This is a genomic window from Gorillibacterium sp. CAU 1737 (assembly GCF_039888655.1).
GTDB lineage: Bacteria > Bacillota > Bacilli > Paenibacillales > NBRC-103111 > Gorillibacterium.
Genome location: NZ_JBDQQO010000013.1, coordinates 1 through 15,349, shown reverse-complemented (window position 1 = coordinate 15,349; position 15,349 = coordinate 1). Strand labels below are relative to the sequence as shown.

The 15,349-nt window shown below is 55.2% G+C and carries 14 protein-coding genes; 4 read left to right on the top strand and 10 right to left on the bottom strand.

The genetic code is table 11. The annotated features are described in order from the left end of the window. Positions 1–28: 28 nt before the first annotated feature. The 3 genes from AAFN83_RS20170 to AAFN83_RS20160 all read right to left on the bottom strand — a co-directional run bounded on the left by AAFN83_RS20170 (position 29) and on the right by AAFN83_RS20160 (position 3,645). Positions 29–1,723, bottom strand: coding sequence for a M3 family oligoendopeptidase (locus AAFN83_RS20170; RefSeq protein WP_347772727.1), 1,695 nt, complete (start codon positions 1,721–1,723; stop codon positions 29–31). Between the two features lie 99 nt (positions 1,724–1,822). Next, on the bottom strand, positions 1,823–2,890 hold the full coding sequence (locus AAFN83_RS20165) for a saccharopine dehydrogenase family protein (protein ID WP_347772725.1): 1,068 nt from the start codon (positions 2,888–2,890) through the stop codon (positions 1,823–1,825). Positions 2,891–2,910: 20 nt separating this feature from the next. After that, entirely contained in the window at positions 2,911–3,645 is a 735-nt protein-coding gene (locus tag AAFN83_RS20160) for a class I SAM-dependent methyltransferase (RefSeq protein ID WP_347772723.1), read from the bottom strand. Positions 3,646–3,806: 161 nt separating this feature from the next. On the opposite strand from AAFN83_RS20160, the gene AAFN83_RS20155 reads away from it, so the two are divergent. Together AAFN83_RS20155 and AAFN83_RS20150 are read left to right on the top strand one after the other, a co-directional pair. Further along, positions 3,807–4,862 (top strand): LuxR C-terminal-related transcriptional regulator, encoded by a 1,056-nt coding sequence (locus AAFN83_RS20155; RefSeq protein WP_347772721.1) that lies wholly within the window; start codon positions 3,807–3,809, stop codon positions 4,860–4,862. A 146-nt stretch (positions 4,863–5,008) separates the two neighbouring features. Beyond that, complete coding sequence (locus tag AAFN83_RS20150) at positions 5,009–6,292, top strand: ArnT family glycosyltransferase (RefSeq protein WP_347772719.1); 1,284 nt, start codon at positions 5,009–5,011, stop codon at positions 6,290–6,292. A 166-nt stretch (positions 6,293–6,458) separates the two neighbouring features. Here AAFN83_RS20150 and AAFN83_RS20145 read toward each other — a convergent pair whose 3' ends face one another. From AAFN83_RS20145 to AAFN83_RS20125, 5 genes are all read right to left on the bottom strand, one after another. Continuing rightward, positions 6,459–7,175: a Crp/Fnr family transcriptional regulator gene (locus AAFN83_RS20145; protein ID WP_347772717.1), complete on the bottom strand. Its 717-nt coding sequence runs from the start codon at positions 7,173–7,175 to the stop codon at positions 6,459–6,461. Beyond that, a complete protein-coding gene (locus AAFN83_RS20140) occupies positions 7,172–9,073 on the bottom strand; it encodes a heavy metal translocating P-type ATPase (protein WP_347772715.1) in 1,902 nt (633 codons plus the stop codon). The genes AAFN83_RS20145 and AAFN83_RS20140 overlap by 4 nt, the downstream gene beginning before the upstream one ends. A gap of 12 nt (positions 9,074–9,085) precedes the next feature. After that, positions 9,086–9,313: a heavy-metal-associated domain-containing protein gene (locus AAFN83_RS20135; protein ID WP_347772713.1), complete on the bottom strand. Its 228-nt coding sequence runs from the start codon at positions 9,311–9,313 to the stop codon at positions 9,086–9,088. A 144-nt stretch (positions 9,314–9,457) separates the two neighbouring features. Next, a complete protein-coding gene (locus tag AAFN83_RS20130) occupies positions 9,458–10,129 on the bottom strand; it encodes a FusB/FusC family EF-G-binding protein (protein ID WP_347772711.1) in 672 nt (223 codons plus the stop codon). A gap of 253 nt (positions 10,130–10,382) precedes the next feature. Then, positions 10,383–12,110, bottom strand: coding sequence for an alpha/beta hydrolase family protein (locus AAFN83_RS20125; protein WP_347772709.1), 1,728 nt, complete (start codon positions 12,108–12,110; stop codon positions 10,383–10,385). Positions 12,111–12,358: 248 nt separating this feature from the next. Here AAFN83_RS20125 and AAFN83_RS20120 point away from each other — a divergent pair, with 248 nt between their 5' ends. Further along, positions 12,359–12,835 carry an SAM-dependent methyltransferase gene (locus tag AAFN83_RS20120; RefSeq protein WP_347772707.1) on the top strand — a complete coding sequence of 159 codons (477 nt, stop codon included), beginning with the start codon at positions 12,359–12,361 and terminating at the stop codon, positions 12,833–12,835. A gap of 87 nt (positions 12,836–12,922) precedes the next feature. Here AAFN83_RS20120 and AAFN83_RS20115 read toward each other — a convergent pair whose 3' ends face one another. After that, the gene (locus AAFN83_RS20115) at positions 12,923–13,756 is read right to left on the bottom strand and encodes an alpha/beta hydrolase (RefSeq protein ID WP_347772705.1); all 834 of its coding nucleotides are present in this window, start codon (positions 13,754–13,756) and stop codon (positions 12,923–12,925) included. A 208-nt stretch (positions 13,757–13,964) separates the two neighbouring features. Here AAFN83_RS20115 and AAFN83_RS20110 point away from each other — a divergent pair, with 208 nt between their 5' ends. Next, entirely contained in the window at positions 13,965–15,188 is a 1,224-nt protein-coding gene (locus AAFN83_RS20110) for a beta propeller repeat protein (protein WP_347772703.1), read from the top strand. An 83-nt stretch (positions 15,189–15,271) separates the two neighbouring features. On the opposite strand, the gene AAFN83_RS22160 is transcribed toward AAFN83_RS20110, so the two are convergent. Beyond that, positions 15,272–15,349 (bottom strand): IS3 family transposase (locus tag AAFN83_RS22160; RefSeq protein WP_481810534.1); only part of this gene is annotated, 78 nt, incomplete at its 5' end.

Here is a 15,349-nt window from a genome sequence, read left to right as displayed (position 1 = left end):
TCGAATATGGCCATTCAAACCCTTTACCTTACAGTGCCGTATCGTCTACTCCGTTCAGCCAACCCGAAATCTCGCCGATGACCGACTCGATGCAGCCGTCCTCGAACGGAGACTTCAGTCCGCCCAGCTCGACCAGCTTCAGGAACGACAGGCTTCCGCCCGGCTTGCAGACACGGAGGTAGTCCGCCCATGCCGTCTCGCGGTTCTCGCGCGTCTTCTTCCAGAACTGGAAGGCACACAGCTGCGCGAGGGTGTAGTCGATATAGTAGAAGGGCGAGTTGTAGATGTGAGCCTGCTTCTGCCAGAAGCCGCCTTGCTCCAGGTAAGCATTGCCGTCAAAGTCGCGGTGCGGCAAGTACTTCTTCTCGACTTGGCGCCAGAAGCCCTTACGCTCGTCCGGCGTAGCCTCCGGATGGCTGTAGACGAGATGCTGGAACTCGTCGACGGCTACTCCGTACGGGATAAACTCGAGGGCATCGGCCAGATGGGCGAAGCGGTATTTGTCCGCGTCTTCCTCGAAGAACAGCTCCATCCACGGCCAGGTGATGAACTCCATGCTCATTGAGTGGATTTCACAGGCTTCATAGGTCGGGAAGGCATATTCCGGGATGCCGAGGTTCCGGCTGGAATAGACCTGAAACGCATGACCCATTTCGTGGGTCAAGACGTCGATATCCTTGGAGGTACCGTTGAAATTCGAGAACACAAACGGCGCCTTGTATTCGCTGATGAAGGTGCAATACCCGCCGCCGCGCTTGCCTGGTTTGCTGACCAGATCAATGAGGCCGTTGTCGATCATGAAGGAGAAGAATTCGTTCGTTTCCTCCGACAGCTCCGCATACATCTTGCGCCCGTTCGCCACGATCCAATCCGGGTCGCCCTTCGGAGCCGCATTGCCGCTCGTGAAGTTGATCGTCTCGTCGTAGTATTTCAGGTTGTCGAGGCCGATCCGTTTCGCTTGGCGTTCCTTCAAGCTGTTCGCCACCGGAACGATGTGCTCCAGCACCTGCTTGCGGAAGTTCTCGACCATCGCGGCATTGTAATCGGTGCGCATCATGCGATCATAGCCCAGCTCGACGAAGCTGGGGTAGCCCAGCTTCTTCGCGATGGTGGTGCGAACCTTGACCAGTTCGTCATACAGGCGATCCAGCTCCGCTTCGTGCTCGGTCATGTAGCCATAACGGGCTTCACTCGCGCGCTTGCGCATGTCGCGATCTGTGGACATCTCGAACGGAACGAGCTGCGGCAGCGTACGTTTCTCGCCTTCGAACTCGATGCGAGCCGTTGCGATGAGCTTCGAATATTCCGTGCTCAGCTTGTTCTCGGTCTGCAGCTCTTCAATCACATCCGGGTGGAACGTGCGGAGGGAAATGTCCGCAATTTGGAACAATTGGGTTCCCAACTGCTTTTCCAGTTCCCCACGGAACTTGGAGTTCACAAGAGCCCGGTAGTAATTCGTGACGTACTCCTCCAGGATCGGTCCGGTCTCATCGAAGTAGTCCTGCTCGGCCTTGTAGAACTCGTCCTCGGTGTTAATCGAGTGACGAACGCTGGCCAAGGTCGCCATCGTGTCCAGCTCGCTGCGAAGCTTGTTGATAGAGGCGATGGCGTCCGTCTGTCCTTCCAACGTCTCAGATTCGGCCAACTGCTGGATCCAGCGCGTCATTTCTTGCTTGAAGGTCTCGGCATTGGGGCGTTCATAACGGTATTCGGCGAATGTCATGACAGTTTGTCCATCCTTTCCGGTTCACATGTCACCTATTATACCACGACTCCCGAGGGTACACATGGAAATTCGCACCAACCTTCCCGGAAAGAATTGTTATGTGCTTGTCTTCAGCGTGATTAAAGGCTCGATAGAAGGAAGAAGCTCTTCAAGCGAGCAAACTTGCTCCAAATGATAGACACCCGGCTTTCGCTTGAAATCAAGGAGAAGGCCTGCTGCCGCAGCGGTTACCCGTGCTGTGACCTCCGCTTCTCGCTCTCCTCGGACCAAACATTCTACAGAAGCCGGTGCTCCATCTCGAATGCCCCAAGCATCCACTTTCACGGCGAACAGCTCCCGCCCCAGCGGAAGGTTTGCTCCAAACAGCTTTACCGCCAAACGCTGCACCGGATCGAATCTCAGTACATGCAGTGCTCCGATAGCTCGCAGCAAGCGAACCAGGCCGGTTGTGATTCTTCCATCGAAGCAAAGCCGGGTAGCCACCTCCGGGACCGACAGGGTGCGGGCCAGCGCATGCTGATCGGCGAAATTGAAGCGGTACGCCTTCCTCCGTCCCAGGCCGTCTCCGAAATCCGTGACAGCCCCGTCTGTAAAGCTGGAGACAAGAACCTCTCTTCCATGCTGCAGAACCTTGTAGGAACGGTTCAGGTTCCGAACCGTCCACTCGATGGCGGCTTGTCCATGCTGATCGCCCAATCCCAGCATGATGGACAGGTTGATCTTATCGGTCCGATCCAGCATGGAAGCCGCATGGCGGGCCAGCACGTTGGTCAGCCCGGGACTAAGCCCCACACTTCGCACAGCAACCGCTCCGCTTGCTTCCGCTTCCGGCTGCAGCTCCTCCAGGCGAGACAGGAAGGAGTAATCCGCCGAGATATCCAGGTAATCGATGCCCAATCGGATACAGGATCGGACAAAGGACACATCCGCCTGATCCAGACACATGATGATCACCTTCACATCCCTCATCGCTTCAGGGACTACGGCATCGCCCACGTCAAGACGCATAGGCATCACCTTGCCGTTCGTAGAACGGCTGAAGCGCTCTGCCTTTTCCAGACTCCTGCCTGCTGCCACTACGCGACCGGGGTATCGTTCTCCCAGCTCGCGGCAGATCATTTGCCCCACCTGCCCATATCCGCCAACCACAACAATCCGATCCATGCTGTCCCTCCTGTACCGATTCATGCCTTCTTGCGAAAGGCTGCATACCCTTCGATTAGAAAAGCTCCAAAAAACCTCACTGCATCCGCGAATCCTGCTTCCTCAAGCAGCATTGGCACCTCGTCAGAGGAAACAGGGTCCGAGCCCTTCGGCAAGATGTTCGGCCCAAAGGATGCCTCGAATCGATCCCATTCCTCCCGAGGAATCCCCTGCTGCATCATATGCCTCTGCCAGGCTTGCATCTGAATGGCAAACTGCCGGCTTGAGGGGATGCCGTTTATCGAGGACAGAACAAGAGGAGCTCCCGGCACAAGCCGTTCGGCAATCCCCCTCAGCAGCTTCACTTTCTGCTCTCGGCCTCGAACAAAATGAAGCACCAGCATGCAGGTTGCTCCGTGGTAGAGGACTTCTTGTGGAAGATCTTCCACCTCTCCGCAGAGGAAAGTGACACGCTCGGATAAGCCCGCCTCCTCCACCCTCACCCTGGCCGCCTTCAACATGGAGGCGGATGGGTCTACCCCGAAAAAGGACCAGTCGGGGTGCCGCAGTCCCAGCGTCAGCAATTCCTGCCCCCCGCCTGCTCCTGCCACAAACAGCTTGCAGGACTGTCCGCCAGGCTTCTCCACCTGACTCGCCAAGAAACATTCCATCATTTCGTACATTCCGTAGTATCCCGGTATTTTTCTCGAAATCACGCTTGTATATCGGCCCGCATCCGGGTTGTCCCAGCTCATCTGCTCTTGGTCAACGGTCATGCCCGTCCCTCCTGCTCCCGTTTCTCTTCTTCCTTCCCAGCTATGCTGATCTGAGTTAGAATAGATGATAATAATTCTCAATTATAGAGATTGCGCGGAAGGAAACCATCCCAACTTTCTGGGGGTCTTCCGTTATCCCTAGTGAAGGAGGAGGCTGTAACATGTCCACTCATACAACTCTGCACTCCCTGCAGAATAAGATAACCCTTCTCTCGAAGAGGACATCCCTCACTTCCGATTACCGGACGGCGATCATCGAGCTGCTGCGACGCGCATTGCCTTTTGATGCCGCTTGCTTGACGGCCGTGGATCCCTCTACTCTGCTGTCGACAGGAGCCGTTGCAGACGAATCCGTGGAAGCGATGCACGCGCGGCTCTTCGCGAATGAATACGGCGAGTCGGATGTGAACAAGTATCGGGATCTGGCCTCGTCCGATCATCCGGTGGCGACGCTATCGGAGGCTACACACGGACAAGCGGAATCCAGCATTCGGTTTCGCAGCATTCTGAGTCCTTCCGGCTTTCAGGATGAACTGCGGGCCGCCCTTCTGGTGCACGGCACCTGCTGGGGATACCTGACCTTGTTCCGGCGGTACGGGAAGCCGACTTTTCAGGAGGAGGAACGCGCGCTTATCGCTTCGATATCGCTTGCTCTCGCTCTTCGCGTTCGACAGGAGAGCCTTCGCCAGCCCGCTCGACAATCACCCAACGCAGGGATTGGCTATGGGCTTGTTCTCCTGACCCAGGAGCTCTCCCTAACGGCAGCGGATGAAGCGGGCGGCCGCTGGCTGAACGCGTTAAGGGAGCGAGAGCAGCTGGATGGCGCGGCGCTCCCGCGTCCCGTACGGGCGGTAGGAAGCGCCGCGTTAAGCAGAGAAGCGGGGCAGGGACAAGCCAAGGCTAGTCTGCGGGCACCCGATGGAACGCTGCTTGTCATCCGGGGAACGCTGCTCGAGGGGAAAGCGGGGAGCGGGCCAATTGCCGTGCATTTCGAGGAGATGTCCGCTCGCGACCGGATCCAATTCATGAGTGAAGCCTATGGGTTGACCCCACGCGAAAAGGAGCTGTACAGCCATGTTCTTCAAGGCCGCTCCACCAAGGAGCTCGCTCACAGCCTGGGGATCTCGACGTACACGGTGCAGGATCATTTAAAGTCCATTTTCTTCAAAACGGGAGTATCCAGCAGACGTGAGCTTATCGGCCGTCATTTGGGGTAGCCCTTGAGAAGCAGGAGAGGATTGGGTAAAGTAGGAAGGGCGTGTCACCGGAGCCGCTGACGAATGGGCAACCTTTTGTCTCCCTCGTCAGTCTGTAAGAGTGACCGCTGCTTTCACCCATCACGTTACAGACCCAGGAGGATTTTATGCTATCCAATGTTCCTCTCTTCTCTCTTCACGAGGAAAGCAAAGCCCAGCGTACGACCCTGCATCTGCTCGCCGCCTTTGTTTTTGTGCTTGGAGCCATCATCTGTCTCGCTTATGGAGATTCCCTCTTGCTCGGCAACTATGCTCAAATGAATAATGACGACGTCAAATACATTCGTTCGGCGGAGATTCTCCTCAGCCACGGAATGCTGACCTATCACAACCCAGATCAGCCGACCGCCTTCATCATGCCGGGTCTTCCTCTTCTCGTCGCCTTCTTTCGGAGTTTTCTCGGTCGTGACGAAGCGGTGATGGCGTTTCGGTTGTTTCAATGCGTCCTGCAAGCGGGTTCGGTCTACTTGATCTATCTGCTCAGCCGCCAATTTTTCTCCCGCAAAGTGGCCATGATCGCAGCGGTCCTCGCCGCTCTCTATGTACCCAGCTACTATGCATCTGCTGTGGTGCTGACGGAGACGACCTTCACCTTCCTCCTTCTGCTCAGCACGCTGCTGACAGTCGGAGCCGTTCGGACGAAAAAGTGGAGTCTCTATGGAATCATCGGTGTCCTCTGGGCATTCATGACCTACCTGAAACCCCAAAGCCTGCTGTTTCCGGCAATCCTCTTCATTCTCTGGCTGGTGACGCGCCATTCCTGGCGGGACATGCTTCGGTTCGGCGTCCTGATGGCGATGATCTTCGTCCTCCTGCTCTCTCCCTGGTGGATTCGGAACGAACGCACCTTTGGCGAGCCGATCCTCCTGACAGAATCGAGCGGCAATCCGCTGCTGCTGGGCACGTTCATTTATTACGGAGCGCCATCGGAAGGTTTCTTCGTGCAATATCCCCAGTATCGGGACAACTTGGTCAGCCAATCGGACCGTGCCAATCAGGAGACGGCCATCCGCATCATCCGCTACGGCTTCACCCATCAACCGTTTAAGTACCTGTTGTGGTACCTGGTCGAGAAGCCTGCTGAGTTCTTCCGAAAGCCCTTTTACTGGGAGCCCATTCTGGGCTTGTCGAAGATGACGGTTCGCGTCTATCATTATCTTTATGTAGCGCTTGGCCTCATCGGGGTGATCCATACGTTCTTCTCCGGCAAATGGAAGCGGCTTGTGCCGCTCTACCTTGTGATCGGGTATTTCATGGGTGTGTACATTCCGTTTGTCGTGTTCTCGCGTTATGGATACCCGCTCATGCTGATGCTGATGCCCCTTATCGCTTATGGAGCCCATACGGGGGTTAGCTGGCTGAGTCGAAAACGTGGAAGTGAAACGGTGTAAAGGCAAGCAAAAGCCCCGGGCGAAGAGAGTTGTTTCTCTTCGCCCGGGGCTTCTCGTTATGGAGAACGCGGCTTCTACGTGCGTTCTGCGTAGTTATGGAACCGATAAGGGGCGATGGAGCGGCAGTAGTCAGCATCCAGAATGAACTCGTCCCGGTTCATTTCTCCTAGAGACGGATTGTAATTCCCGCCCGTAACCCATCCAGATTGAGAATCTCAATCCTGCGCCTTGCCTTTTGGCGGATGAATCCGGCATTCTCAAACTCTACGAGCTTACGGCTGATCGTCTCCGGGGTCGTTCCCAAATAGGAAGCCAGGTTTTTTTTGCTCATAGGCAGAGTCAGTTCCGTGGCAGCTCCTTCTTGCTCCAAGCATTCGATAAGGTACAGCGCGAGCCTCTTCTCTACCTTCTCGGTGGAGACCAGCGTGGTTTGCTTCTCCGAGGCTTCCAGCCTTCGCGAAAATTCCGCCAAGATTTTCAGGGCGATCGTCGGGTATTTCAGCAAGAAGGCCTGGAGATCCGGGCGGGTTATCGTGCAGATTTGCGTATCTTCCATAGCGACGGAATAGGATTCGTGAACACTTTCCCGAAACAGCGCCAGCTCCCCCGAAAAATCACCCGGGGCCAAAATGCGCACGAGCTGCTCCTTTCCTGACTCGGACAACCGATAGATCTTCACCTTACCGGCATTCACAATCGACAGCATGTCGGATGGGTCCCCTGCACGGTTAATCAGCTCGCCTTTGGTATAACCAACAGACCGAGTGGCACTCATGATCTCGTCCAGCTGATGGGGCTCCAGATGATTGAAGATGGGGACACGCAAGACACAGGCTTTGGTTGATTGCTCTTGGCAGTTGTGAGGGGGGATGCCCTTCTTCATCCTACAGCTCCTTCCATCGGCTTCGTCACCTTCTGACTCTGCCGCCTTACGGATTGTCTCCCTCTATAATAAACCAATCTCGTGGCATTGAGGATCACAAGCAGAACACTTAGCTCATGAAGGAACATACCGGATGCCAAGTGGATGTTCTCCGTCAACACGCCAGCCAATAAAAAGATGACCATGGCAACGGCAAAAAACGTATTTTGCTTCATGTTGCGAACCGTCGCTTTGGCCAAACCAAAGGCATGGGAAAGCTGGAGCAGCCGATCTCCCATCAGGACGAGGCCGGCGGTTTCCATGGCAACATCTGTACCCCCTTCGCCCATCGCAACGCCCACATCCGCTGCCGCGATCGCCGGAGCATCATTGATTCCATCTCCCGCCATCACCACCACATGTCCCTCCGCCTGAACCTTCTTCACAAACGCAACCTTGTCCTCCGGCAGCAGTTCGGCATGCCTCTCGTCTAAGCCGAGCTCTTCCGCAACCAATTGTGCCGTATGCCGGTTGTCGCCCGTCAGCAGAATGAATCGCTTGATTCCGCAGCTCCTCATCTCCGCAATCGCACTTGCTGCCTCCTGACGAATCTGGTCCTGGATGGAGAGAATTCCGGCAAATTGTCCGTCCCTTGCAAAAAAGACTGCTGTGTTCCCTGCCTTTTCCCGTTGGTCCGCGTAAGCAAGGGCCGCTTCCGAAATGGCGATCGGTTCCTCCTGCAGAAACCGTCGGCTGCCGAGAACGATTCTTCGTCCCTCTATGATCGCGCGAATTCCGCCGCCTTTTACCACATCTCCTCGAATCGATTCCTTGGATAGCAGAAGTCCTCTTCTCTCCGCTTCCCGGACGATCGCATGGCCCAGATGGTGCTCGGAGATGGATTCCGCCGTTGCCGCTGCCTTCAACAGATCGTCGGGTTCCAGATCGGAAAAGACCTGGATATCCGTCACCGCAGGCCTTCCCTTCGTCAGCGTACCGGTTTTGTCGAACATGATTCGGTTCGCCTTGGCCAGTCTCTCCATTACCTCGCCGCCTTTTATGAGAACACCGTGTCGGGCTCCATTTCCGATTCCGGCTACATACGAGACAGGAGCCCCGATGACTAGAGCACCCGGACATGCCACGACCAGAAAGGTGATGGCCATGTGAAGATTGCGCGTACTGGCATAAACAAGCAAGGAGACCCCTACAATCGTCGGCGTGTAGATGGCAGCGAACTTATCCAAAAAGGTGACCGTTCTTGATTTCGACTCCTGAGCCTCTTCCACCAGCTCTATGATTTTCGCATAGGTGGAGTCAGCCCCCACCTTCTCTGCCTCGATTTCAATTATCCCTTGATCCACAAGGGTGGCACTATAGACGTGGTCCTGAGCCTTTTTGGAGACGGGAATGGCCTCGCCCGTAATCGCCGCCTCCATTATGCTGGCATGGCCGGATTGAATTTTTCCGTCGACTGGAATGGTTCCTCCCGATTTTATGAGAATCCGGTCCCCCTTTTCCACCTTATCCACGGCGAGGGTTACCCATTCTCCATTTCGAAAAACAACCGCTTCCCGAGGGGCTTGATCCAGCAGCTTCTTGAGAGAGGATCTCGTTCTTTCCAGCGTCCGGGCCTCCAAATAAGCTCCGAATAGAAAGAGGAAGGTAACAACAGACGATTCCGAATACTCCCGAATGGATAGGGCGCCTATACTGGCTATGGAGACAAGCAGTTCAATACTGAATGCCCTCATTCTTAATGCCTGAACGGCTTTTCTGGCAATCGGAGCGCCCGCAACCAGAGTAGCGAGGATAAGAAGACCCTCTCGAGCTCCCTCAAAACCAATTTGACCCAGAGCAAAACCAAGGAAAAGAGCACTTCCTGCTCCTAACAGGGTTGCATTTCGGCGTATGTTCATGAAACAGCCCCCTCAACTTCCCAGCGTCTTGGTGGACAGAAGGAGGTAGCCTAGCTTCTCCAAAGCTTCCTTCATGCGCTCTGCTTGAATTTGAGCTTCCTCATACTGGACTTTCACCTTGCTGGAATGAAAGAGCACTTTGACTGTTTGCACTCCATCCATTCCGCCCAGTATCGTTTCGATCTTCTTTACGCACGAGGGGCAGGTCAAGGTCTCCAGTTGGTATTCAGCTTTTTTCATGAATCTCACTCCTCATTTAGGTTGCTTTAAGTGTAAGGCAGACGCTTTGAAGAAACCTTGACCTTGATCAAGTTTGCAAAAAAAGCTCCGGTCTCGGAGGAGCGGATGCCCTTCCAAGCCGGAGCTTGCTGTTTTGGTTTTTTGTCAAATCGTCTTTTCCTGCGGCGGCTTCAGCGCTTCCTTTAGAAACCTTTCCAAAGGGGCCACATCGGTGAGGTTGTGGTTGCAGCTGTTGGGATCGAGGCACATGTACTGGCCGATTGCCTTGTAGTAGTCCGGGGACGAGCCTGGCGGACGGTACTTGGCGACCGTGGTGAACAAGCCCACGTTCTCAATCCGGTTGCAGAGGAAGCAGACACTTTTGTTGGCCGGAGTCGTGCGGCCTTCGATGCCGACCAACTCGCCGTCCAGGCGATAAACCAGGAACAAGCGGTTCGCCGCAATGTCGGTCCAGCCGAGATACGTCAGCTTGCGCGTATCGATGAGACGGAGGTCCGGCACCTTGAGCTTCTTGATCTTGGGATACAGCTTGGCGATCTGCTTTTCCGTCACCTGAAGGCTGGTCGTGCGATAGGAATCCAGCGTGAGCAGGTACTGTTGAAACTGCTCCGACTGGGTCATGTTTGTAAAAGCATGCAAGAGCTCAAGCTGCTCAGCGGTTGCCTCCGGAAAAGCTTCACGGACCCAGGCTATGGCACCGAGCCGTACGGATTCCACCACTTTCGGGTCGGAAACGGTGCTCGTGGCACGATGAAGAGCCGTTACTTGCTTGCGGAGGGCATTGTATTGGTGGTTCTTGAGGAATGGTTCGCACATGGGATTCGCTCCTTTTGGATGGTTGATTTCGTCCATTGGGTGCAAAGCCATGGCAGGGAATCCCTGCTCCCCGATAAGGGCGACCGTCTAGCTGTCAGGTCTGCCCATGCAAAGGATCGCCCTGGTTTCAGGCTTTGCATGAGCCGATGCGAATTCCAGCAAAGTGATTTGCCATGGATACCGACCCCCTTCCTCGTTCCATTATAGGACGATCACAGGTAGGCCGCAAATCCAAGAATGACTATAATGAACCCTAATGGGTTTTCACCCATTCCGCCACATCCCGGACGATGTCCGCGGAAACGTTGGAGGACTGGCCGTATTCGAGTCCTGTGGACAGCTTATCGTAAACCGCCAGCAGGTGGTTGACGTTCGCGTACGAGCGGTACTCCACATTCGTTCGGTTCTTCAATGCCTCTTTCCAGCCCTCGTACTGCGCAAGCGTCACCTGCCAGTCGTTCTCTCCTGCCAGGATCAGCATCTGCACGCTCTGAGCCTTGGCTTTTTGGGCTGGCATATAGTCCCGCTGCTCGAACCACCAGTAGGGACTGCCAAGCGGGAATTGCTCCGGCAGTTGGTCTTTGGAATACGCGGGGTTCTTGAATTGCTCCCGGATCGCTTTGTAGGCTGCTACCGCTTGCTCCTGCTGCTGAAGGAGCGACTCCGGCTGTCCCGTCTCGGTCAGACGCCGAAGCGCTTCTTCCTGCTGCTCCACGACCACATCCATGAGATTGCCGCTTGGCGCCGAGAGAAGGACAGCGCCCTTGAAAAGCTTTTGCTCGTCTCGCTCCAGGATCAGCGGGGCAGCATAGCCCCCTTGGCTGTGTCCCGTGAGGAAGATTCGATTCGCGTCCACCTCCTTTTGACCTCTCAGGAAGGAGGCCGCTTGCAAAGCGTCCGCTCCTGTCTCCTCCCAAAGCGAGAACTTCTCCTGAGCCCCTGCCTTGAAGGGATGCTCCCGGGTTACCTTCTCATAGCGAAGAACGGCAATGCCGCGGGAGGCCAAGCCACCGGCCAAATCCTTGAAAACCTTCGCGCCGCCGACTTCTTCATCGCGGTTGTTCGGTCCGGAGCCGTGCACAAGTACGACCGCAGGGAAGGGCCCGTCCCCTTTGGGAACCGTTAGCGTGCCGGGAAGCGCCAGGCTTCCTTCGCCGATCACGACCTCGCGTTCGGTGTACGAATCCGATTGGTCGTAGCTTGCCGGCTTATGAGCGGAAGGTGCTGTCTCTTGGCTGAAGGAGAAATCATCCACAAGGCCGGCCTTGGAAAAGCGGATAATGGCTTCAATAGGATAGGGTACCTGATCCGTTTGATAACGAAGGATCAGGTTGGTATGAACGCTGTTCTCCTGGGTCTCCCAGGACGAAAGCAGGGTCTTCTCCCCCAAAAGCGGGAGCAGTTGAGCCGACCAGGTAGCGGCGTACATCGGCGTCAAGGCTTGGTTCAATGCTGGCGTGCTCGCTGCAGTTAGATGATCCTTCCGGCCGTGCATCAGCTCGTTCACAAACAACGCCGCCTTGGCTTCCAGATCTTGAGCTTCCGGTATGACGACGTTCCCCTTCCACCCGAAGTTCACCCCCAGCGCCTCCCGCAGGAAGCCCAACGGAACCAGGGTGGCGCCGTTTTCCAAGCGAACCTTGCCAGGCAGCGAGGATTCTTTTCCGTTCAGGAAAGCTTGATCCTTATCAATCCATACGGACGTAACGGATTTTCCTCGAGAGACCGTGACCTTGCGGCTTGCTCCCTCCCAATCGACGCGAGCCCCCAATGCTTCAGCGATGACTCGAAGCGGCACCCAGGACGACGACTCTTCTGCAGGAGCCGCGCTCCCTGCAGAAGGAACAGCTGATTCTGCTTGCACCGTCGCAGGCAGCAACGTGTTCCCCGCAGGAACGAGCAGAGCAGCAGCCAGAGTAAGAACAAGAACCCGCTTGGGCTTGGAAGATGCACGTCCGGCCCTCTCTTCATGGTTAGTCATGTGAAAGCCTCCTTATTATTTAGATTGTTTTCTAAATATCTAATTCAAGTCTATCTCTATTCTATCTTTGCGTCAAGAAAAATTTGGTATTTTTTTACTTGTTGAGGCAATCAACCAATCAACACTCTCTTCCTCTTACTCACGAGGAAACGGGCTTCCCTGTTATCCAAAAAAGGGCTTGTAGTGTAGCTCATCCTTGGTACACTGAACCTAACGGCGCCGGAATTCCAATGAATGGAGACGAAACCATGAAGCAGTACTCTGTAACCCCCATAGGAACCGTTCGAGCCGATGCCAACGGCAGCCGGGTCGAGTTGGCTCCTGCTTACCTCCCGGCACTCACAGGCCTGGAAGGATTCAGCCACATTCTGGTGTTCTGGTGGTTTGACCAATGCGATCATCCGGCAGCCCGGTCCAAGCTGCTGGAATCCAGCCCCTATCACAGCTCTCCAGAGCTACTCGGCACCTTTGCCACCCGTTCGCCAGAGCGGCCCAACCCCATCGCCTTATCCTGCGCAGCCGTCCGCAGGCTCGATGGGAAGAGGGGCATCATCGAAATGGACTACCTCGACGCAGAAGACGGCTCCCCCGTGCTGGACATCAAGCCGTACACGCCCAGCCTGGATCGGGTGGAGCATCCCGCCGTACCGGCATGGTGTTCTGAGTGGCCCTCCAGCATAGAAGCCTCCGGAGAGTTTGATTGGAGTAAAGTCTTCACCTTCTAGCGAATGCAACCTATACAACAAGCAGGCTTCTCCAAGAAGCCCGCTTGTTTCCTATCGATATCCAATTGCGGAGAGATGCACACTGCTTTACGCTTGCGGCCCCAACCACCAGTCGAGCATGGGCGGCCACCATTCGTCCTTGCGGGCCAGGATGTGCCGGTGATCGGCTTCCGGTCCCGGCACATACACGATCTCGATGCGAGCGGCGGCTTCCTCCGACAACGCAGCCAACTCCCGTTTGAAGCGCTCTGCGTTCTCTGGCGGGATGTGGCGGTCCTCCGCGCCAAGTGTAAGTCGCATCGGCGGCCCGTCGAGGTAGCGCTCCAGATGGGTGATCGGATTAAACCGATCATAGAACGCCTGTGCTTCCTCGTCAGGGACACCCGGATCCATGAGCGGCGCTTCGTCGGAGATCTCCCTCATGCCCGGGCGAAGCCAATCCGGCGTTGTGATGATCGGCGCGATTCGCACGATACGTCGATCAACGCCCGCCGCCGCAATCGAGATGTCCCCTCCCATGGAGATGCCGCCCATGTAAACCTCCGGCTGCACACCCAGCGTTTCGACAGCCCAATCGATAATTGCCGAAGTATCCTGAACGGTCTGCCCCAGCACCTTCCAGCCCTCTTTCCGGAGATTGGCGAACACTCGATCCAAAGTCTCCCTGCTCGTCTCCTTCCCCCGTTCCCCGTGTCCGGCGTTGTCGAAGGCCAGTGCCACATAGCCCCGATCCGCCAGTTCCTTGAGAAATTTGGCCTGCCTTTCTTTTGTTCCGCCCAAGCCGGTCAGAAAAATCGCCAGCCGCCTTCCTTTTTCGGGTACGAAATCAGGTTCAATGTACAAGACCGGGATGGAGCCCGCCCATGCTTTTGACAGCACAATGCCGTCGATTTCGATCGTTGCTGTTTCCTTCTGATTCATGTTGCCGCCTCCTCATGGATATACATTTCGTGGCAATTCGACGATTTCCCTCCTGTTCGTCCTGCACATGAACCGCACGCCCGAATTCTCTGTCTGCACTCCTTCTGGTCCCTACCTGTGATCCTCGTCATAGAAGAGACCTCCATACTCCCTTACGATAAGAAAGTTCGTATTCCAAAATAACCCACGTTTCAGTTAGGAGCCTCTAATGACCCGTACCTCCGTTTCTGCCCGCATGCTCTCCCTATTCTTATGTATTCTTCTGGTTGTTCCCTTAATGGCTGTTCCCGCTCATGCGGAAGCCGAACTAATGTCCGTCTCGCCAAAGAACAACGAAATTCAGGATACGACAGCGCAGCCCAATACGGCTCAGCAGGTCAAGCAAAAATCAGTGGATACCGTATTTCCCGTTGCCTTCCAGCGCGCAACCAAGGATGAGATCCTCAGTGTAGCCACGAATGGCAAAGGGACCATCATGACCACATCAAGCAAATACCTCAACATCACCGCCAACAACGGGAAGACTTGGGAAGCACGGAAGCTGCCTCCGAATGGAAAGGGCTCGATCGAAACCTACCAGAACCTGTATTTCCTTCGTCATCTCAGCGATTATGTCTCCAAAGACGGAAAAACATGGACAACGCTTGTGTTCAAGGGGCCGAACGATGAGCCCTTGTCCATGGCTGGAGTCGACTACCTGAACGGCAAGCTGGTTCTGCAAGCCATTGGGGGCAAGGCCAGAGAAGAAAAGAAAAACTATCTATTCACCTCTACGGATGGAAAGACGTGGGATTACCAAGGAGTGCTCCAACTGGGCTACCGCGTACAGCTGTTCTGGAACGGTAAACGATATACCGCCGTAGGGGGCGGCTATAAGCTCGCCGGAAATCCAAAGCTGCCCAATCAATTTTCAGTGGGAAACGGCGATACCGGCGAGATGGTGGTGCTCAGTTCTCCCGATTTGACCCAATGGACCCAGCATTCGGGAAGCATCCGATCCGACGTAAGCTACACCTTCTATGTACAGGGGGGTCCTTCTCGCAATTATTTCCTGACTCCAGAATGGGCGCCATCAGGTCAGATTGCCTTCTTCGATCCTTACGGGCATCTTCTCGTCTCCACAGATGGCAAAACCTTCACCTCGAAAAAGGAGCCTACCATCCTCCACAGTACAGATGGTCGCACCCCGATGATGAAGAAAGGCGATCAATACTATGTATTCCAGATGTACTGGATTCGCTCCGGCGTAGTCGGCACCAAGCTGCTCACCTCCAAGGACCGGGTGAATTGGAAGTCAACCGTCGTCAGCACCAGCAAAACCATCTGGGCAATCCCCTCCGGAAATCAATTTCTGTCGGTTGAGAACCCTACATTCACGGATGGAAAGCTGATGCTCTCTGATGACGGCGTTCACTGGAGGCAGATCAAGTAAATCATAAGACAAATTAGGAAAAAGGGGATGTCCCCCGTTGAACTGCACCCCGTCAAATAGACAGTACAAAAAATAAAAGATTCTTAAGCGGCCTTGACCCTGAATTCCATGGGGCTGAGGCCGTTTAGTTTTGCCTGAAACCGTTCATTATTGTAAAAGTA

What these genes read in the sequence shown, in the direction of transcription:
- AAFN83_RS20170 (WP_347772727.1), bottom strand. Translation starts at nt 1,723, where the DNA reads ATGACATTCGCCGAATACCGTTATGAACGCCCCAATGCCGAGACCTTC.
- AAFN83_RS20165 (WP_347772725.1), bottom strand. Translation starts at nt 2,890, where the DNA reads ATGGATCGGATTGTTGTGGTTGGCGGATATGGGCAGGTGGGGCAAATG.
- AAFN83_RS20160 (WP_347772723.1), bottom strand. Translation starts at nt 3,645, where the DNA reads ATGACCGTTGACCAAGAGCAGATGAGCTGGGACAACCCGGATGCGGGC.
- AAFN83_RS20155 (WP_347772721.1), top strand. Translation starts at nt 3,807, where the DNA reads ATGTCCACTCATACAACTCTGCACTCCCTGCAGAATAAGATAACCCTT.
- AAFN83_RS20150 (WP_347772719.1), top strand. Translation starts at nt 5,009, where the DNA reads ATGCTATCCAATGTTCCTCTCTTCTCTCTTCACGAGGAAAGCAAAGCC.
- AAFN83_RS20145 (WP_347772717.1), bottom strand. Translation starts at nt 7,175, where the DNA reads ATGAAGAAGGGCATCCCCCCTCACAACTGCCAAGAGCAATCAACCAAA.
- AAFN83_RS20140 (WP_347772715.1), bottom strand. Translation starts at nt 9,073, where the DNA reads ATGAACATACGCCGAAATGCAACCCTGTTAGGAGCAGGAAGTGCTCTT.
- AAFN83_RS20135 (WP_347772713.1), bottom strand. Translation starts at nt 9,313, where the DNA reads ATGAAAAAAGCTGAATACCAACTGGAGACCTTGACCTGCCCCTCGTGC.
- AAFN83_RS20130 (WP_347772711.1), bottom strand. Translation starts at nt 10,129, where the DNA reads ATGTGCGAACCATTCCTCAAGAACCACCAATACAATGCCCTCCGCAAG.
- AAFN83_RS20125 (WP_347772709.1), bottom strand. Translation starts at nt 12,110, where the DNA reads ATGACTAACCATGAAGAGAGGGCCGGACGTGCATCTTCCAAGCCCAAG.
- AAFN83_RS20120 (WP_347772707.1), top strand. Translation starts at nt 12,359, where the DNA reads ATGAAGCAGTACTCTGTAACCCCCATAGGAACCGTTCGAGCCGATGCC.
- AAFN83_RS20115 (WP_347772705.1), bottom strand. Translation starts at nt 13,756, where the DNA reads ATGAATCAGAAGGAAACAGCAACGATCGAAATCGACGGCATTGTGCTG.
- AAFN83_RS20110 (WP_347772703.1), top strand. Translation starts at nt 13,965, where the DNA reads ATGACCCGTACCTCCGTTTCTGCCCGCATGCTCTCCCTATTCTTATGT.